This is a genomic window from Helicobacter mustelae (genome assembly GCF_900476215.1).
In the GTDB taxonomy this organism is placed as follows: domain Bacteria; phylum Campylobacterota; class Campylobacteria; order Campylobacterales; family Helicobacteraceae; genus Helicobacter_H; species Helicobacter_H mustelae.
Genome location: NZ_LS483446.1, coordinates 1,106,817 through 1,123,382, shown reverse-complemented (window position 1 = coordinate 1,123,382; position 16,566 = coordinate 1,106,817). Strand labels below are relative to the sequence as shown.

Annotated in this window: 17 protein-coding genes; all 17 read left to right on the top strand. The window is 42.2% G+C overall.

Features of this window, described 5'->3' with window-relative positions:
- Positions 1-7: 7 nt before the first annotated feature.
- The 17 genes from pseB to trxB all read left to right on the top strand — a co-directional run bounded on the left by pseB (position 8) and on the right by trxB (position 16,554).
- A complete protein-coding gene (gene pseB, locus DQN48_RS05235) occupies positions 8-1,000 on the top strand; it encodes a UDP-N-acetylglucosamine 4,6-dehydratase (inverting) (RefSeq protein WP_013023321.1) in 993 nt (330 codons plus the stop codon).
- 353 nt (positions 1,001-1,353) lie between these two features.
- A complete protein-coding gene (locus tag DQN48_RS05230; RefSeq protein WP_013023320.1) occupies positions 1,354-2,499 on the top strand; it encodes a hydrogenase small subunit in 1,146 nt (381 codons plus the stop codon).
- A 12-nt stretch (positions 2,500-2,511) separates the two neighbouring features.
- Complete coding sequence (locus tag DQN48_RS05225; RefSeq protein ID WP_013023319.1) at positions 2,512-4,248, top strand: nickel-dependent hydrogenase large subunit; 1,737 nt, start codon at positions 2,512-2,514, stop codon at positions 4,246-4,248.
- Between the two features lie 10 nt (positions 4,249-4,258).
- Positions 4,259-4,933, top strand: a complete 675-nt coding sequence (gene cybH / locus DQN48_RS05220) for a Ni/Fe-hydrogenase, b-type cytochrome subunit (protein ID WP_013023318.1) — start codon at positions 4,259-4,261, stop codon at positions 4,931-4,933.
- A complete protein-coding gene (locus DQN48_RS05215) occupies positions 4,930-5,481 on the top strand; it encodes a HyaD/HybD family hydrogenase maturation endopeptidase (RefSeq protein WP_013023317.1) in 552 nt (183 codons plus the stop codon). Before cybH ends, DQN48_RS05215 begins: the two co-directional genes overlap by 4 nt.
- Complete coding sequence (locus DQN48_RS05210; protein WP_013023316.1) at positions 5,465-7,222, top strand: hypothetical protein; 1,758 nt, start codon at positions 5,465-5,467, stop codon at positions 7,220-7,222. The genes DQN48_RS05215 and DQN48_RS05210 overlap by 17 nt, the downstream gene beginning before the upstream one ends.
- Positions 7,200-7,568: an aspartate 1-decarboxylase gene (panD, locus tag DQN48_RS05205; protein WP_041913161.1), complete on the top strand. Its 369-nt coding sequence runs from the start codon at positions 7,200-7,202 to the stop codon at positions 7,566-7,568. The genes DQN48_RS05210 and panD overlap by 23 nt, the downstream gene beginning before the upstream one ends.
- 2 nt (positions 7,569-7,570) lie before the next feature.
- On the top strand, positions 7,571-7,867 hold the full coding sequence (locus DQN48_RS05200; RefSeq protein WP_013023314.1) for a YbaB/EbfC family nucleoid-associated protein: 297 nt from the start codon (positions 7,571-7,573) through the stop codon (positions 7,865-7,867).
- Complete coding sequence (locus DQN48_RS05195) at positions 7,864-8,910, top strand: DUF7488 domain-containing protein (protein WP_013023313.1); 1,047 nt, start codon at positions 7,864-7,866, stop codon at positions 8,908-8,910. The genes DQN48_RS05200 and DQN48_RS05195 overlap by 4 nt, the downstream gene beginning before the upstream one ends.
- A complete protein-coding gene (locus DQN48_RS05190; protein WP_013023312.1) occupies positions 8,910-9,773 on the top strand; it encodes a polyprenyl synthetase family protein in 864 nt (287 codons plus the stop codon). Before DQN48_RS05195 ends, DQN48_RS05190 begins: the two co-directional genes overlap by 1 nt.
- Entirely contained in the window at positions 9,773-10,555 is a 783-nt protein-coding gene (gene surE, locus DQN48_RS05185; RefSeq protein ID WP_013023311.1) for a 5'/3'-nucleotidase SurE, read from the top strand. The genes DQN48_RS05190 and surE overlap by 1 nt, the downstream gene beginning before the upstream one ends.
- Positions 10,556-10,566: 11 nt before the next feature.
- Positions 10,567-12,396, top strand: a complete 1,830-nt coding sequence (locus DQN48_RS05180; protein ID WP_013023310.1) for an extracellular solute-binding protein — start codon at positions 10,567-10,569, stop codon at positions 12,394-12,396.
- The gene (locus DQN48_RS05175; RefSeq protein ID WP_013023309.1) at positions 12,396-13,451 is read left to right on the top strand and encodes a microcin C ABC transporter permease YejB; all 1,056 of its coding nucleotides are present in this window, start codon (positions 12,396-12,398) and stop codon (positions 13,449-13,451) included. The genes DQN48_RS05180 and DQN48_RS05175 overlap by 1 nt, the downstream gene beginning before the upstream one ends.
- A 7-nt stretch (positions 13,452-13,458) precedes the next feature.
- Positions 13,459-14,727, top strand: coding sequence for a homoserine dehydrogenase (locus tag DQN48_RS05170; RefSeq protein ID WP_013023308.1), 1,269 nt, complete (start codon positions 13,459-13,461; stop codon positions 14,725-14,727).
- A 111-nt stretch (positions 14,728-14,838) separates the two neighbouring features.
- Entirely contained in the window at positions 14,839-15,165 is a 327-nt protein-coding gene (locus DQN48_RS05165; protein ID WP_013023307.1) for a YraN family protein, read from the top strand.
- Between the two features lie 47 nt (positions 15,166-15,212).
- Complete coding sequence (gene trxA / locus DQN48_RS05160; RefSeq protein ID WP_013023306.1) at positions 15,213-15,530, top strand: thioredoxin; 318 nt, start codon at positions 15,213-15,215, stop codon at positions 15,528-15,530.
- Positions 15,531-15,615: 85 nt separating this feature from the next.
- Positions 15,616-16,554 carry a thioredoxin-disulfide reductase gene (trxB, locus tag DQN48_RS05155; RefSeq protein ID WP_013023305.1) on the top strand — a complete coding sequence of 313 codons (939 nt, stop codon included), beginning with the start codon at positions 15,616-15,618 and terminating at the stop codon, positions 16,552-16,554.
- Positions 16,555-16,566 lie beyond the last annotated feature (12 nt).

The window sequence follows — 16,566 nt, the reverse complement described above, 5'->3', positions numbered from 1 at the left end:
AGGGAGCATGCTCAATGAAAAAACCATATTGATTACTGGAGGGACAGGTAGCTTTGGCAAGAAATTTGCTGCCAAGATTTTGCAGAATTATCAACCCAAAAAAATCATTATCTATAGTCGCGATGAGCTCAAGCAATATGAAATGGCGCAAAGCTTTAATCATCCTTGCATGCGTTATTTTATCGGTGATGTGAGGGATAAAGAGAGATTGAAACTCGCATTAAATGGCGTGGATATTTGCATCCATGCTGCAGCGCTCAAGCATGTTCCAATCGCAGAATATAATCCCATGGAATGTATTAAGACAAATATTGAAGGTGCGAGTAATGTGATTGATGCAGCACTTGCAAATAACGTGAGTCATATCATCGCCCTTAGCACAGACAAGGCTGCTAACCCCATCAACCTCTATGGTGCCACTAAGCTTTGTAGTGATAAGTTGTTTGTTGCGGCAAATAATATCAAAGGGGCTGCAAGAAGCAAATTTAGTGTGGTGCGCTATGGCAATGTCGTAGGCAGCCGTGGGAGCGTGGTGCCATTTTTCAAAAAATTGATAGAGGAGGGGGCAGGGGAGCTGCCCATTACTGATTTGCGTATGACACGCTTTTGGATTACCCTAGATCAGGGGGTGGAGTTTGTGATAAAAAATCTAAAGCGGATGCATGGAGGGGAGATTTTTGTCCCCAAGATCCCAAGCATGAAGATTGTGGATTTAGCCAAAGCCCTCGCACCTCATCTCTCCATCAAAGTCATCGGGATCCGTCCTGGGGAAAAGCTGCATGAGGTTATGATCCCAAAAGATGATTCTCATCTCTGCTTAGAATTTGAGTATTTTTTCATCCTTGTGCCCACCATTCAGTTTCAAACCCCAATTGATTATTCCATGACGCGGCTGCAGGAAAGGGGCTCAAAGGTGGCAGAGGGATTTGAATATAGCAGTGACAAAAATACCCAGTGGCTGGATCAAAGGGCGATGCTGGGGCTGCTGCAAAATGCGTGAAAGGGATGAAATTCTGCGTGCATGAAGGGGTGATTGTTGTCGCGGATTTTTCAGGAGCGAAAGCTTGGGTGCAAACCTCCCAGCGCCAAGCTCAACCCTGCGCGAACCATGTGCGTGTTTTTTCCGTGCGCTCCATTCCTCATGTGAATTCTCCAAATGTATGAAATAAATTCAAAACGTATTAAAAAAATTAAAAAAATGCAAGCAAAATTATTAAAAAATCACCATCTTCTTTTTCCCAAATTAATAGTATAATCGGGAATTGTCTGGTTTTTATAGATTCTCAAGGGTTTTGGGATACAGGTAAAGTGACAATAGCAAATCAAAGACAAGGGAAGGACAAGGGAAAAACAATGAAAAATGAAGAACATTTATTTAAAAAGATTGCAAAAAGGCTGGATTTTTTGGCAGAGCTTCCTGCGTGCAAGGAAGACAAGAATTTGGATGCAGAGCTCAGTAAAAAGGGGATTGATCGAAGAGATTTTATGAAATGGGCTGGTGCTATGACTGCTACGCTTGCATTGCCAGCAGCTTTTGCGCCATTGACTGCTAGGGCAGCAGAGGTGGCCAACCGCCTGCCAGTGATTTGGTTGCATATGGCAGAGTGTACGGGTTGTAGTGAGAGCTTATTGCGGACAGAAGATCCTAGCATTGATTCCATCATCTTTGATACGATTAATCTAGAGTATCATGAGACCATCATGGCGGCTGCAGGATATCAGGCTGAAGAAAATTTAGAAAATGCGATAAAAAAGCACAAGGGGAATTATATTTTGATGGTAGAGGGTGGAATCCCCACTGTAGAGTATTTCCTCACCATTGGCGCACATGGTAGGACGGGTGCGCAAGCCTGCAGGGATGCAGCAGAGGGCGCAGCTGCGATCTTTGCAATTGGTACTTGTTCAAGCTTTGGCGGCGTGCAAGCAGCAGCGCCCAATCCTACCTCCGCAGCACCGCTGCATAAAATCATCACTAAACCCATCATCAATGTTCCAGGCTGCCCTCCTAGCGAAAAGAATATCGTGGGAAATGTGTTGTATTTTGTGATGTTTGGGACATTGCCTGCAGTGGATGCATTCAATCGTCCAAAATGGGCTTATGGAAATAGGATTCATGATCTTTGCGAGAGAAGGGGACATTTTGATGCTGGAGAATTTGTGCGATCTTTTGGGGATGAAAATGCCCAAAGAGGATTCTGCCTCTACAAAATGGGTTGCAAGGGCCCATACACTTTCAATAACTGCTCCAAACTTCGCTTCAACTCCCACACCAGCTGGCCCATCCAAGCAGGTCATGGTTGCATTGGTTGTAGTGAGCCCAATTTTTGGGACACCATGAGTCCTTTTGAAGAACCCATTGGTAATAGACTTTTCCATACTGGTTTTGATGGAATCGGTGCAGATAGGACTGCGGACAATGTAGGCACAGTGATCTTCACTGCTGTTGGTATTGGAATTGCTGCACATGCCATCATTTCCACCATGACAAAAAGCAAATAAAAAGGAGAGAAAATGACAAAAAGAATCGTAGTGGATCCTATTACAAGGATTGAGGGGCATTTGAGAATCGAGGTAATTGTAGATGAGAATAATGTTATCACGGATGCTTTTTCTTCCTCTACATTGTTTCGTGGACTAGAGACCATTATCAAGGGGCGCGATCCCAGGGATGCGGGATTTATTGCACAGAGAATTTGTGGAGTTTGTACTTTTAGTCACTATAAGGCAGGAGTTATGGCGGTAGAAGATGCTTTAGGTATCAAACCTCCACTCAATGCGCAGATGGTGCGAAGTCTTATGAATATTTCTTTGATGTTGCATGATCATGTGGTGCATTTTTATACCTTGCATGGACTAGATTGGTGTGATATCACTTCTGCTCTGAAAGCAGATCCTGCCAAGGCTTCTAAAGAGGCGTTTAAATATACAGATTTGCCTACAAATACAGGGGAGGATGAATTAAAAAGAGTGCAAAAAAGAGTGGGGGATTTTGTAAAACAAGGCGCTTTGGGACCATTTAATAATGGTTATTGGGGGCATAAAACTTATCATTTTACCCCAGAGCAAAATTTGATCGTGCTTTCTCATTATCTCAAGCTTCTAGAGATTCAAAGGGAGCTTGCTAAAATGATGGCCATTTTTGGAGCCAAGCAGCCCCATCCCCAAAGCCTTACTGTGGGTGGCGTAACATCTGTGATGGATATTTTAGATCCTACAAGACTGGGGGAATGGAAGGCCAAATTTGACATGGTTTGTGATTTTGTGCATCATGCCTATTATGCGGATTTGGTTATGGCAGGAAGGGCCTTTAATAAAGAGCAGTCTGTGTTAAAAGGCTGCAATCTCAAAAACTTTATTTCTCATGCAGAAATGCAAATTGGCCCCAATGAATTCCTTTTCACCACTGGTGTTGTGCTAGATGGAGATCTCTCTAGAGTCCATCCTATTGATGAAAATCTCATCAAAGAAGAGGTTACAAATTCTTGGTACAAATATGAAAACACCAATGAAGTGGCATTGCATCCTTATGTAGGACAAACCAATCCCAATTACACAGGATTTAAAGATGGAAAGAGTCTTGGACCTGAGGGGAAAATGGTGGATTCTAAGCTTTTGGATATGAAGGGCAAATATTCTTGGATCAAGTCTCCAAGATATAATGAATTGCCCATGGAGGTAGGACCATTGGCATCTGTGGTGGTGGGACTGGCTGGTAAGAATCCTTATATCACTCCCGTGGCGACACAATTCCTCAAAGACACGGGACTGCCAATCGAGGCACTTTTTAGCACCTTGGGTAGAACTGCAGCAAGATGTATTGAGGCTGTAGTAATCTGCAATCATGGAGCAAAGGCATTTGAGACCTTGGTAGAGAATCTCAAATCCGATCACAGTACTTGTGCGCCCTATATCATCGATAAAAATAAGGAATATCAAGGAAGATATATTGGCAATGTACCACGAGGCATGCTCAGCCATTGGGTGAGGATTAAAAATGGTATCGTGGAGAATTATCAGGCTGTGGTGCCCTCCACCTGGAATGCAGGTCCCAGGGATCACAAAGGGTTGCAGGGAGCTTTTGAGACAAGTTTGATTGGCACCAAAATCGTAGATCTCACAAAGCCCCTAGAGATCATTCGGACCATCCACTCCTTTGATCCATGCATCGCCTGCTCTGTACATATGATGGATACCAAGGGGAATGCGCTTGGTGAGTACAAAGTAGAGCCAAATTTTGCGAAAATCTAAGGAGTTGGCTATGAAAGAGCGAGTTTTTTTTGCAGAAAGAGAGTTTTCTAAATTAACTGCCCTGTTCCATTGGATTCGGGCATTTGCTATTTTTGGGTTGATTTTCACAGGTTTTTATATCTTCTATCCTTTTTTGCAAGGAGATCCCAATCATCAACCTACGGGATTTTTATTGGCCTATGTCAGAAGTTTCCATTTGATGTTGGGCTTTTCTCTGATAGGAGTCTCTATTTTTCGTCTCTATCTCTTTATCTTTGATAAACAAAGTGCTCCAGAGCGCATTTCTTTCAAGCAGTTTTTGCAGCCAAAAATCTGGCTTGGAGTTATTGGCACTTATCTGTGGATTGGCAAACATCCTCATATCAAGGGTGCTTATAATCCCTTGCAGATCATTGTGTATTTTACGCTTGCAGTCTTGGTGCTGCTCATTTCTCTCACGGGATTGGCTCTCTATGCCAATGTTTATCATGAAGGGTTTGGTGCATTTTGTGGGAGATATTTCAATTGGGTGGAGGTTGTTTGCGGCGGGCTTGCCAATGTGCGTTATATCCATCATCTTTTAACCTGGGCATTTATCTTTTTTATTCCCGTGCATGTTTATCTAGTCGTCTGGAATTCCATCAAATACCCCAATGGTGGCGCGGATGGAATCATTAGCGGGATTCGATATCACGAAAAATCATGAAGATTTTGGTCTTAGGAGTGGGGAATATTTTGTTTGGAGATGAGGGCATTGGCGTACATCTGTGCAATTATCTCAAGGTCAATTATAAGTTTAGCAGCCCCCATCAGCTCGATCTTATCGATGGGGGCACACTCGCTCAGTCCCTCATTCCCATGATCACAGATTATGATGAGGTGTTGATACTAGATTGCGTGAGTGTGGATGGGGCGAAGGTGGGGGAGGTGTATCATTTTCCCTTTTCCAAGGTGCCCAATGTCGTGACTTGGGCGGGCAGTGCGCATGAAGTAGAGATGTTGCACACCCTACGTCTTATTGAAGTCATGGGAGATTTGCCACCAGTGTATATTGTGGGTATTGTCCCCTATGTCATCGGAGAAGATACGACTTTTGTGTTGACAGATGAGCTTTTGGAAGGTGCCAAGCTCATGGAAGAGGTTGTAATTGATTTTTTAAAAAAGCGTGATGTCTCCTGTGTCAGAGTCCAAGACCTTCCTTTGCAGACCATCGCCAATCATTCCTATAGGGGGGTTGATGATCTTTGCATTTAAATTTGCCCTGGCAAATAAAGAGCGCGCAAGCATTCTTTTTGAGATTTTGTACTTTCAGGCAAACACGCTGGGGTTAGAGTTTGCAGAGTCTTTTGGGGAGGAGTGGGAAGAGAAGATTGACTATTATTTCTATCTCTTTGCCAAGCAAGAAGAGATGCTAGAGTTTGCTGATGCAATCTCCTCTCGCATTCCCATATCCATTTATTTTCAATTTGACTCTATCAAAGAACTAGAAGACTTGAGAGACTTAGAGCTTGCACCAAAGCGCCCCATGCCCCCATTCCCGCCCCTAGATGCCAAGGTCATACAGGAGGTGATAGGGGATTTTTCTCTCTTGCAGGGCTATCTTAGTCCTCTAGAAATCTTTGCTCCTATACTAAGCCCCACAGCGCTTCAAAATGCTCTCAAAAAATGCATAGAGCTACTGAGAGAGGATGCTTTGATTGTGCGGAGCACAAGAGGCAAGGTACTGCTTTCTTGCAAGAAAAAATCCAAGCAAGTGCTATTTTGGGATCTAAGCAGTGTCAAAACTTATATGCGTGTAGAATCTTTGCAGGCACAATTCCTAGCAAGTTATGAAAAACCCAGCCAAGATCTTTGTGCAAAAGAGGTGTTTGCAGAGGAATTTGGGACATTGTTTTTGGAATGCTTTTTGCCCTATGATTTATTTTTGAGCATCTTGGGCGCTGCTTGCTTGAAGCAAGAAATTGGCTATGTGTTCCTCACGCAATTAGACAATTTCCAAGAACCCCTAAATGCGAAAAATTCCCCAAAAGCGCAAAATTCTAGCGGGCAAGGCTCTGCAAACAATTTAGAGAATTCTAGCGGGCAAAACACCACAAACGCGGGAAATTCTCCAGAGGATTTGAGGGATTTAAGCCCGCAGGTTTTTTATGAGCAAAAGGGCCAAGTCCCACCAAAAGAAAAAATTGTAGTCGCCCAAAATGGCGTAATTTTGCATACAAAGAGCTTTAGGGGGAATGTATTTGAGCTCATTGCCGCACATGAAAAAACTCTCTCTTTTGTGAATAATAAGCGTTTGCAAAACGACAAAAATCTCATTGTTTGCTTTAGCAAAAATCATCCGACATTTTTTTGGCTAGGCAAAGAAGAGAAATACCAAAGTGTGCTGGGACTGGAGCTAGATTGTAATGCAAAAAATGTGATAGAAAAAATCAAAAAAATCCCTCATGGAGAGAAATTAATCAAGAATTTTTTTGCAGAATTTCCAGAAATGCAGAAAAAGATTTCTGCACTGCCAGATGCACCCATGCCTACAAGGAATCTTTTTGCATTTTTTAGCGTGCTTTCTTTTGTTGCGGGCTATGAGGAAGAGTATAATCCTCATTCCACTCGCGTTTTGGAAAATGCGAGAAAATATGTCCGTGACAAGGGTCCACGCATTGATTACAAGATTTTAAAAGATGAAAAGGGGCATTTATTTTTGGACTATCCCAAAATCCTGCGCTCTATGATGAGTTTTTTGCTCGCAGGGGTGGATGAGGCGACTTTGAGCTATGGGGTTTTTGACTCTATGGGGGAGTGTTTTGGTAATTTCATCCAGGATCTTTGTGTCAATTTTTCTCTGCAAAATGTGTTAATTTTTGGAAATTTGCTTGAAGAGAAGATTTTTTTGGATAAGATTCTACACTATGCCCCTAGGCAAGTGAATTTTGTTTTGCCAAAAAATGGTTTTTTGGATGTTCAAAGAGGCAAGAATGCAAGTAGAGATGCTCTATAGCAAGATCCATCGCGCTCGTATCAGCGATGCAAATCTCAATTATGTGGGCTCCATCACAATTTATAAGAAATTGGCAGAGGCTGCGGGATTATTGGAGGGGATGAAGGTGGATGTCCTAGATGTGAATAATGGCCAGAGATTTTCTACATATGTGATCTTTGGGGATCAGGATGGAGAGATTTGCATCAATGGTGCAGCAGCGCGCAAGGTGGCAGTGGGTGATATTGTGATCATCGTGGCATATGCCAGCTATGGGGCTCATGAACTAAGGGATTATGCACCTAGGGTTGTGCTTGTGGATGAGGGCAATGGCATTGTCTCAATAAAAAATACAATAAAGGAATGAGGATGTTTGATGCAAAGGGTTTGCAAGATTTGCTAGGAAATATGCAAAAAAGTGTGGGTGATCTCCAAGAAAAGGCAAAGTCCAATGTTTTCACTGCAAAAAGTGGCGGCGGACTTGTGAGTGTGAGCATCAATGGCGCAGGAGAGCTCATTGATCTAAGCATTGATGATAGCCTGCTAGAAGATAAGGAATCTTTGCAGATTCTTTTGATGAGCGCGCTCAATGATGCTTATAGAAATGTCGAAGAAAACAAAAAGAACCTTGCTCTGGATCTCTTTGGGGGAATGAAGCTCTCTTGAGAAAATTGCTACTTCTTTTTTTTGCTAGTTTTTCTTTTTTGTGGAGTTATGATTTTTCTTATTGTCAAAAGCACTATCATGAAATCGCACAAAAATTTGACAAAAAAAATTTCTCCACACCCGTTTTTTACAAGGGAAAGACTTATTTCATCCTCTACTCACAAACCCCATTAAAAAACAAAAAAATCCTAAGACATGATCCCTTTGTGGGCCTTTATCTCATCGCTCCGCAAAAGGAGGTGCGTGGTTTTGTATTACGCTCTGTGGATGAGATTGCAAAAGAGCTTCAAGTAAGCATCATCGGCCCTGACTTTTTGATAAAAACCCAGATTTTACAAAATCAAAGGGGCTTTCTTGATTTTGCCAAGTTAAAGATAAAGGCTCCTAGCCCAAATCTTGTCATTAGCAACATCTGTTATCAAATTTATGGAATTACTACCCAAGAGGGAGGATTTATCACAAAGCCTTATATCGAGCGATTTTTATCCCAGGAAAAACCCTATTATGGAGATATTGGCGTGCGTACCCAGGGAAATATCGTGTTGCAAATTGATCCCTTTTTCCCAAATAATCCTTTTTTACCCGATGACAAAATTTTAAAAATTCAAAACAAGATCGCGCGAAAATCCCTCAATGTTGAGTGGGTGATTAGCAATCTCAAGGAGGGAGAGAGGGTGCGTGTGCTTGTGGAGCGCAAGATAGACAAAAAGACCATCACCAAAGAGCTCAGTGTGGTGGCAAGAGCACGCTATGGGGGATTTTTACTCCAAGATAGCTTTTTGGAGAGCCAAAAGATTGGGATTGATAAAAATCTCAAAATCACCAAGGGTAATGATTTGCTAAAAAATGGATTGGAAAATCTTCAGGCTGGAGATAGGATTTTGTGGATTGCTAGGGTCAATCCCTTGGATCTCAAGGGCGATGTGTTTGATAATCTTAGAGAGGTGTTGATGCGTGCGTATCTGCGTTATGGATATTTGGAATTTTTAGTAAATCGCAATGGATTTCAGTTTTTTACCAAGGTCTATCCCAGGGGGCAGTAATGCGATATCTAGAAATTTTGAGGGAATTTGAGGAATTTTTGCAAAGCTATCCCATAGAGATGGAGGGCTTTCACCCTGTATTTGCTAAAGCATTTTGGGAGATGCTCAAAAATGGTGGCAAGCGCTTTCGCCCTGCATTGTTGTTTGCAGTGGTGTGTAGTCAGAATTTTTCCCTGGCAAAAAATGCCTTTTTACCAGCGCTGGCTTTAGAGTGTCTGCATACTTATTCTCTAATTCATGATGATTTACCTTGCATGGATGATGCGAGTTTGCGCCGCGGATATCCTACATTGCATAGGAGCTATGATGAAGTCACTGCCACGCTTGTGGGAGATGGGCTCAATACTTTTAGCTTCTATCTCCTAACAAAAGCCCATCTTGATCCTAGCACTAGGCTTAGGCTCATTGAGATGCTGAGCCATTATGGAGGCATTGGGGGCATGGTGATTGGGCAGGCAATGGATTGCTATTTTGAAAATCAACATCTTGAAATAGAAAAGCTTTATGCCATCCACCTCAATAAAACCGCCAAGCTCATTGCCACAAGCCTCTGCATGGGTGGGGTGATTGCAAATCTGCCTGATGGAGAGTTGCGCAACCTTTGGGATTTTGGCATGGATCTTGGGATTTTTTTCCAGGTGCGCGATGATATTATTGATCGGGTGGAAAATGCGCAGAGTGTGGGGAAAACCACAAATAATGATTACAATAAAAATAGCTATGTAAATCTTTTAGGACTCTCTGGTGCTAGAGAAGAGCAGAGGAGGCTCAAGGCTCTGATTGTGGAGCGCTTATTTGCATTTCCCCCACTCTTGCAGGAAAATCTTAAGGTCTTACTACAGAAATATTTTGAGGAAAAATAATGAGAAAAATTTTGATTACCAATGATGATGGATTTGAATCGCGTGGATTGTTGGCACTTAGAGATGCGCTCAGTGATTTGGCTCAGATTTTGGTTGTAGCTCCAGCGAGGGAAAAATCTGCCTGTGGCCATGGGCTCTGCCTCACTTCTCCTTTGAAATTTATCAAGGTGGATGATGATTTTTATAAATTAGATGATGGGGGCCCCACAGATTGTGTTTATCTTGCGCTCAATGCGATTTATGAAGATGGACAAAAACCCGATCTCATCGTCTCTGGCATCAATTTAGGTTCAAATATGGGAGAGGATACTACTTATTCTGGTACGGTGGCTGGAGCCATAGAGGGGGCCATCCAAGGGATCCCATCCCTGGCTATCTCTCAGCTCATGAAGGATAAAAATCTCTCAGATGAATATGATTTTGCCCTGGCAAAAAAGGTAATCCGCGAGATTGTACAAAAGATTTTTAGTCATTCTTATCCACTAGGAGATCGCAGGCTTATCAATATCAATGTCCCTCAGCTTGAAATTGAAAAATGCAAGGGATATAAAATCACGCAAAAGGGTTATCGGCTCTATGGTAATAATGCCCATCTCAATCGCGACCCCCGTGGCAATGAATATTATTGGCTAGGACTCCAGCCTCTTGCATGGAAGGATCGCGATGGCATACTCTCTGATTTTACCGCGACAAAAGAGGGATATGTCTCCATCACCCCCATCACCCTCAATCTCACAAGCTATGAAGATCTAAACAGCCTGCAGACATGGATGGAAATTTGATAAGACCAAAAATGCCTTGGTGTTTTTTTTGGCTTTGGATTTTGCTCTGTCCTTCTGTGTTTGGGCAAGATGCCATCGCACTTGATGGAGAGCCAAAATACAAACATTTCAAACATTTTGATTATGCCAATCCCAGCGCTCCCAAGGGTGGTTCTCTTAGAAGTTATGTTTTAGGCAGCTTTGATAGCCTCAATCCCTTTTTGCTCAAGGGCAATCCCGCAGAGGGCTTGGAGTTGGTTTATGATACCTTGATGGCCCAAAGCCTAGATGAGCCCTATAGCCAATATGGACTTTTGGCAGATTCTATTGAGGTGGCAAAGGATCATTATTCTGTGATTTTTCATATCAATCCTTTGGCGCATTTTAATGACGGCGTACCTGTGAGTGCTGAGGATGTAAAATTTAGTTTTGATACCCTAATGAGCAAGGGATCAGTGATTTATCATCAGTATTATGCGGATGTAAAAGAGGCAAGAGTACTAGATCGCTCCCATGTGCAATTTTTATTTAGAACCAATCAAAATCGTGAATTGCCATTGATTCTTGGGCAGTTGCAGATTTTGCCCAAGCATTTTTATTGGAAAAATGGAAAGAATACCTTTGGAGAAGATGTGTTGCAAAAGCCCCTAGGCAGCGGTCCTTATAGCGTGAAAAGCTATGATTTGGGCAAAAAGATTATTTATGAGCGCAATCCCAATTATTGGGCTAGGGATTTACCTGTAAATGTAGGCTTTTACAATTTTGACTTTATGGTGTATGAATATTATAAAGAAGAAAGCGTGGCACTCAAGGCATTTTTAAAAGGGGATTATGATTGGCGCTTAGAGACCACAGCAAAGGTGTGGGCGCGCGGCTATGTGGGCAAGGCCATAGAGCAGGGCAAGATTAAAAAAGTCCTAATCAAAAATGATCTGCCCAGCGGCATGCAGGGATTTTTTATGAATACTCGCAAAAAGCTCTTTCAAAATCCCTTGGTGCGAGAGGCATTGCTCTATGCCTTTGATGCGCAGTGGAGCAATAGAAATCTTTTTTTCTCTCAATACAGCCGCACATTGAGCTTTTTTAATCATTCCATTTATGCTATGTCTGGCCTCCCCAGCAAAAAGGAATTGGAGATTTTGCAGCCCTATGCAAAAACCCTCAATGCGCGCGATCCTAGGATCTTGAAGGATGTCTATATCATCCCGCGCACAGATGGAGAGATAAAGCGCGGGGAGAATTTGCGAGAGAATCTCAAATACGCACGTGATTTGCTAAAAAAAGCAGGCTTTGTGATAGAGAATTTTGCCCTTGTAGATGAGCGCACCAAAGAGCCTTTTGTCTTTACGCTTACACTTGGAAGCCCTGCATTTGAGCGCCTGGCTTTGAGCTTTGCCAAAAATTTGCAAGTCCTTGGCATCACGATGAATATCGAGGTGGTGGACTCAGCGCGCTATAAGAATTTGGTGCAAAATTTTGATTATGACATGATCGTAGCAGTCATTGGCCAGTCGCTTTTTCCAGGCAATGAGCAGAATTATTATTGGGGGAGCAAGAGTGCTGCAGCAAAGGGGAGTCGCAATTATGCAGGCATCAAGGATCCCGTGGTGGATAGTCTCATCAAGCGCCTAGTGAATGCCAAAAACAAAGAAGAGCAGATTTTTATTACAAAGGCGCTGGATCGAGTTTTGTGCTGGGGTTTTTATGTGATCCCGCATTTTTATCTGCCCTATTATCGTATCGCCTATGATGATAGAATCAAAATGCCAAAAATCCCACCGCGCTATGGCATCAACCCTGCGCTTTGGTGGAGCGCAGATTGGCATAGTGAGGGAGAGAAATATAGTGGGAGAGAGAAATAATGTATGCCTACATCCTCAAGCGCTTGATGCTCATGATTCCCACCCTTCTTGGCATTATTACAATCAATTTCTTTATCATCCAGCTAGCCCCTGGGGGTCCAGTGGAGCAAATGATGCAAAAAATTGATGCCCTGCAATCTGTGGGGGGCGAGGTGTTTAAAGGCAGTGCAAAAGTGGGGGCCTATCGTGGTGATAGTGGAATGGATCAAGAGATGATTGCCCAGCTCAAGAAAATTTATGGTTTTGATAAGCCCATATGGGAGCGTTATTTCCTCATGCTCAAACAATATCTAAAACTCGATTTTGGGCAGAGCTACTATCGTCAGATTAGTGTGCTAGATCTCATCAAAGAAAAACTCCCTGTTTCTATTAGCCTGGGTGTATTTAGCACCTTGATTATTTATCTTTTGGGCATCCCGCTTGGGATTTTTAAGGCTTACCGTGATGGTGGGAAATGGGATGTGATAAGCAGCGTAGTCATCATCATGGCAAATGCCATCCCTGTGTTTTTATTTGGGATTTTGTTGATTGTGTTTTTTGCAGGAGGGAGTTATTTTGATTGGTTCCCATTGAAGGGGTTAGTGGGGGATGATTTTGAGAATTTGAGTTTTTGGGGCAAGATCAGAGATTATTTGTGGCATATTACTTTGCCTGTGCTGTGTTTGTCTATCGGGGGATTTGCTACTTTGGTGCTGCTAGTGAAAAATTCTTTTTTGGATGAGATGCAAAAATATTATGTGATGTATGGACGCATCAAAGGAGTGGGTGAGCAAGCTCTGTTGTATAAGCATATTTTTCGCAATGCCATGCTTTTGGTGATCTCTTCCTTCCCAGCGGTGTTTTTGGGAATGTTTTTTTCAGGATCCTTGTTGATCGAGATTATTTTCAGTCTTGATGGACTGGGGCTTTTGGGGTATGATAGCCTATTGCACCGTGATTATCCTGTCGTTTTTGGGACATTGTATATTTTTACATTACTGGGATTGCTTGCAAGTTTGGTGAGCGATCTTTTGTATGTGGTGGTTGATCCAAGAATTCATTTTGAAAAAAATTGAGGTAGATATGAGAGAGATTGGAATTGGAATTATTGGAGTGGGGGTGGTTGGCAGCAGTGTGGTGAAGATTTTACAGGAAAATGCAAATATCATTAGCGCAAGAATTGGTGCAAAACTTGTGGTCAAAAAAGGAGTGGTGAGAGATCTGAATAAAGTGCGGGATGTGGATGTCGCGCTAACCACAGATAGGGATTGTGTGATCCAGGATCCAGAAATTGAGATTATTATTGAGCTCATGGGAGGTGTAGAGGAGGCCTATGAGGTCGCTAAGGAAGTGTTGCAAAAAAATAAAAGTCTTGTTACTGCAAATAAGGCAATGCTTGCCTATCATCGCTATGAGCTTGAGCAGATTGCCAAAAATAATCCAATTGGTTTTGAAGCCAGTGTGTGTGGTGGGATCCCCATCATCAAGGCACTTAAAGATGGACTAGGCGCAAATCATATTCTTTCATTGCGCGGTATCCTCAATGGAACAAGCAATTACATCCTCACACAAATGAGTAGCCAAAAAATTAGCTTCAAAGATGCTTTGAAGAGTGCCCAGGAGCTAGGATATGCTGAAGCAGATCCTAGTCTTGATATTCATGGGCAGGATGCAGGGCATAAGCTTTTGATCCTTGCGTCTTTGGCATATGGTATTGATGTGAAGCCAGAAGAGATTATTATTGAGGGAATCACGCAGATTGATGAGGATGATATCGCATTTGCAAAGGAGTTTGATTTTGTCATCAAGCCCTTGGGTATTGCAAAAAAAATCCATAATGAAATCGAATTGAGGGTGCATCCTGTTTTGATTGACAAAAATAAAATGATTGCAAAAGTGGATGGCGTGATGAATGCTATTAGCGTGATTGGAGATTGTGTGGGTGAGACTTTGTATTATGGAGCGGGGGCAGGGGGGGATGCGACTGCTAGTGCGGTGATTAGTGATTTGATTGAAATTGGTAGAGGCAAAAACTCTGCTATGCTTGGCTTTGAAAGGGAGCATTTTTCTTTTAAAATTCGCGATAAAAGAGAGATTACTAGTCGTTATTATTTGAGGTTAAGCACTTTTGATCGCGCAGGCGTTTTGTCAAAAGTCGCTGGGATTTTGAGTCAAAATGATATTTCTATTGAAGTATTTTTACAAAAACAAGCCAAAGAAAATATCGCAAGACTTTGCATCATTACTCATGTCAGTTTAGAGGCAAATATCATTCACGCATTAGAAGAGATTGATAAACAAGAATTCATCGTGGATAGGTCTTTTTTTATACGTATTGAGGATTTTCAATAGGCACATTGAAGCGGGGTCTTTTCTGGCATTAGTGTGGGGATCTTAGGAGACTTGGGTTTTTGGCGTATTGGGGCCATTGGACTAGATGTCGTTTGGCATTAGGGGATGTGGATGAGTAGAGAAAAGGGATTGTTGGCAGAGAAAAAAGCAGGGGAATATCTTTTGGAGAGGGGTTTTGAGATTGCAGAATATAATTTCTTTTCTAGATATGGAGAGATTGATATCATCGCATTGAGGGATGATGTTTTGCATTTCATCGAAGTCAAAAGCGGGAAAAATTTCAATCCCATCTATGCAATCACTCCTCAAAAGATGAAAAAAATCATTAAAACTATTGAATATTATAAGTGTAGAAATTCTCTGGATTTGCCTTTTTGCATTGATGCAATTTGCATTGAAAATGATGAAATTTTATTTTTAGAGAATATTACCCTTTAAAAAAACTGTGTATAATTTTTTCCAAATTTTGATTAAAAGGAGTAGTAATGGGACAATATGTTGAATTGACTTCAGAGAATTTTGTTTCTGTGACACAAAATGGCGTGGCAGTGGTGGATTTTTGGGCACCTTGGTGTGGCCCTTGCCGAATGTTAGCGCCCGTGATTGATGAGCTTGCCAAAGAATATGAAGGCAAAGCAGCAATCTGCAAGGTTAATACCGATGAGCAAGATGAGCTCTCTGCAAAATTTGGAATTCGCAGTATTCCAACAATCCTCTTCATGAAAAATGGAGAAGTCGTCGACCAGATCGTAGGCGCAAGCTCCAAGCAAGTTATCAAAGAAAAAATTGACTCTCTCTTATGATTTTTTAGTAATCCTTTTTGGATTACTAAAGATTGATATTTCCATAATACCATTAAGGATAAAAATTATTGTTTAAGGAGCTATCATGATAGATTTAGCAATTATTGGTGGTGGTCCTGCTGGGCTTTCTGCAGGCTTGTATGCGACTCGCGGAGGCATAAAAAATGTCGTTTTATTCGAAAAAGGCATGCCTGGTGGACAGATCACAGGAAGCAGTGAGATTGAAAATTACCCTGGTGTTAAGGAAATATTAAGCGGATTGGATTTTATGCAGCCTTGGCAGGAGCAGTGTTTTCGCTTCGGACTCAAGCATGAGATGGTGGAAGTAGAGCGAATAGAAAAGAGAGGAAATCATTTTGTAATCCTAAGAAATGACGGGAAAGAGGATGAAGCAAAATCTGTGATTATTACCACGGGTGGAAGTCCCAAAAGAACAGGAATCAAGGGAGAGAGTGAGTTGTGGGGCAAGGGGGTTAGCACCTGTGCTACTTGCGATGGCTTTTTTTATAAAAACAAAGAGGTAGCAGTTTTGGGAGGCGGAGACACTGCGCTAGAAGAGGCAATTTATCTTACAAAAATGTGTAAAAAGGTCTATCTCATCCATAGGCGTGATGGCTTCCGTGCAGCTCCTGTGACTATTGAGCATGCCAAAAATAATGAAAAAATTGAGTTTCTTACTCCCTATGTGGTGGAGGAAATCCTAGGTGATGCGATGGGTGTAGTAGGCGTGAGGATCAAAAACACACAAACCAATGAAGAGCGCAAGCTTGATGTGCCTGGGATTTTTATCTTTGTGGGATATGATGTGAACAATCAGATCTTAAAGCAAAAAGATGGCAAAATGCTCTGTGACACTGATGAATATGGCAGTGTACTCGTGGATCTTTCGATGCGCACTAATATCCCGGGGTTCTTTGCTGCAGGAGATATCAGGGTCCAAGCACCTAAGCAGGTGGTGTGTGCAGCCGGTGATGGTGCCACAGCAGCGCTGCAAGCAATCGCATATCTTGATTCTCATAAATAAAGGGAGAAGGGA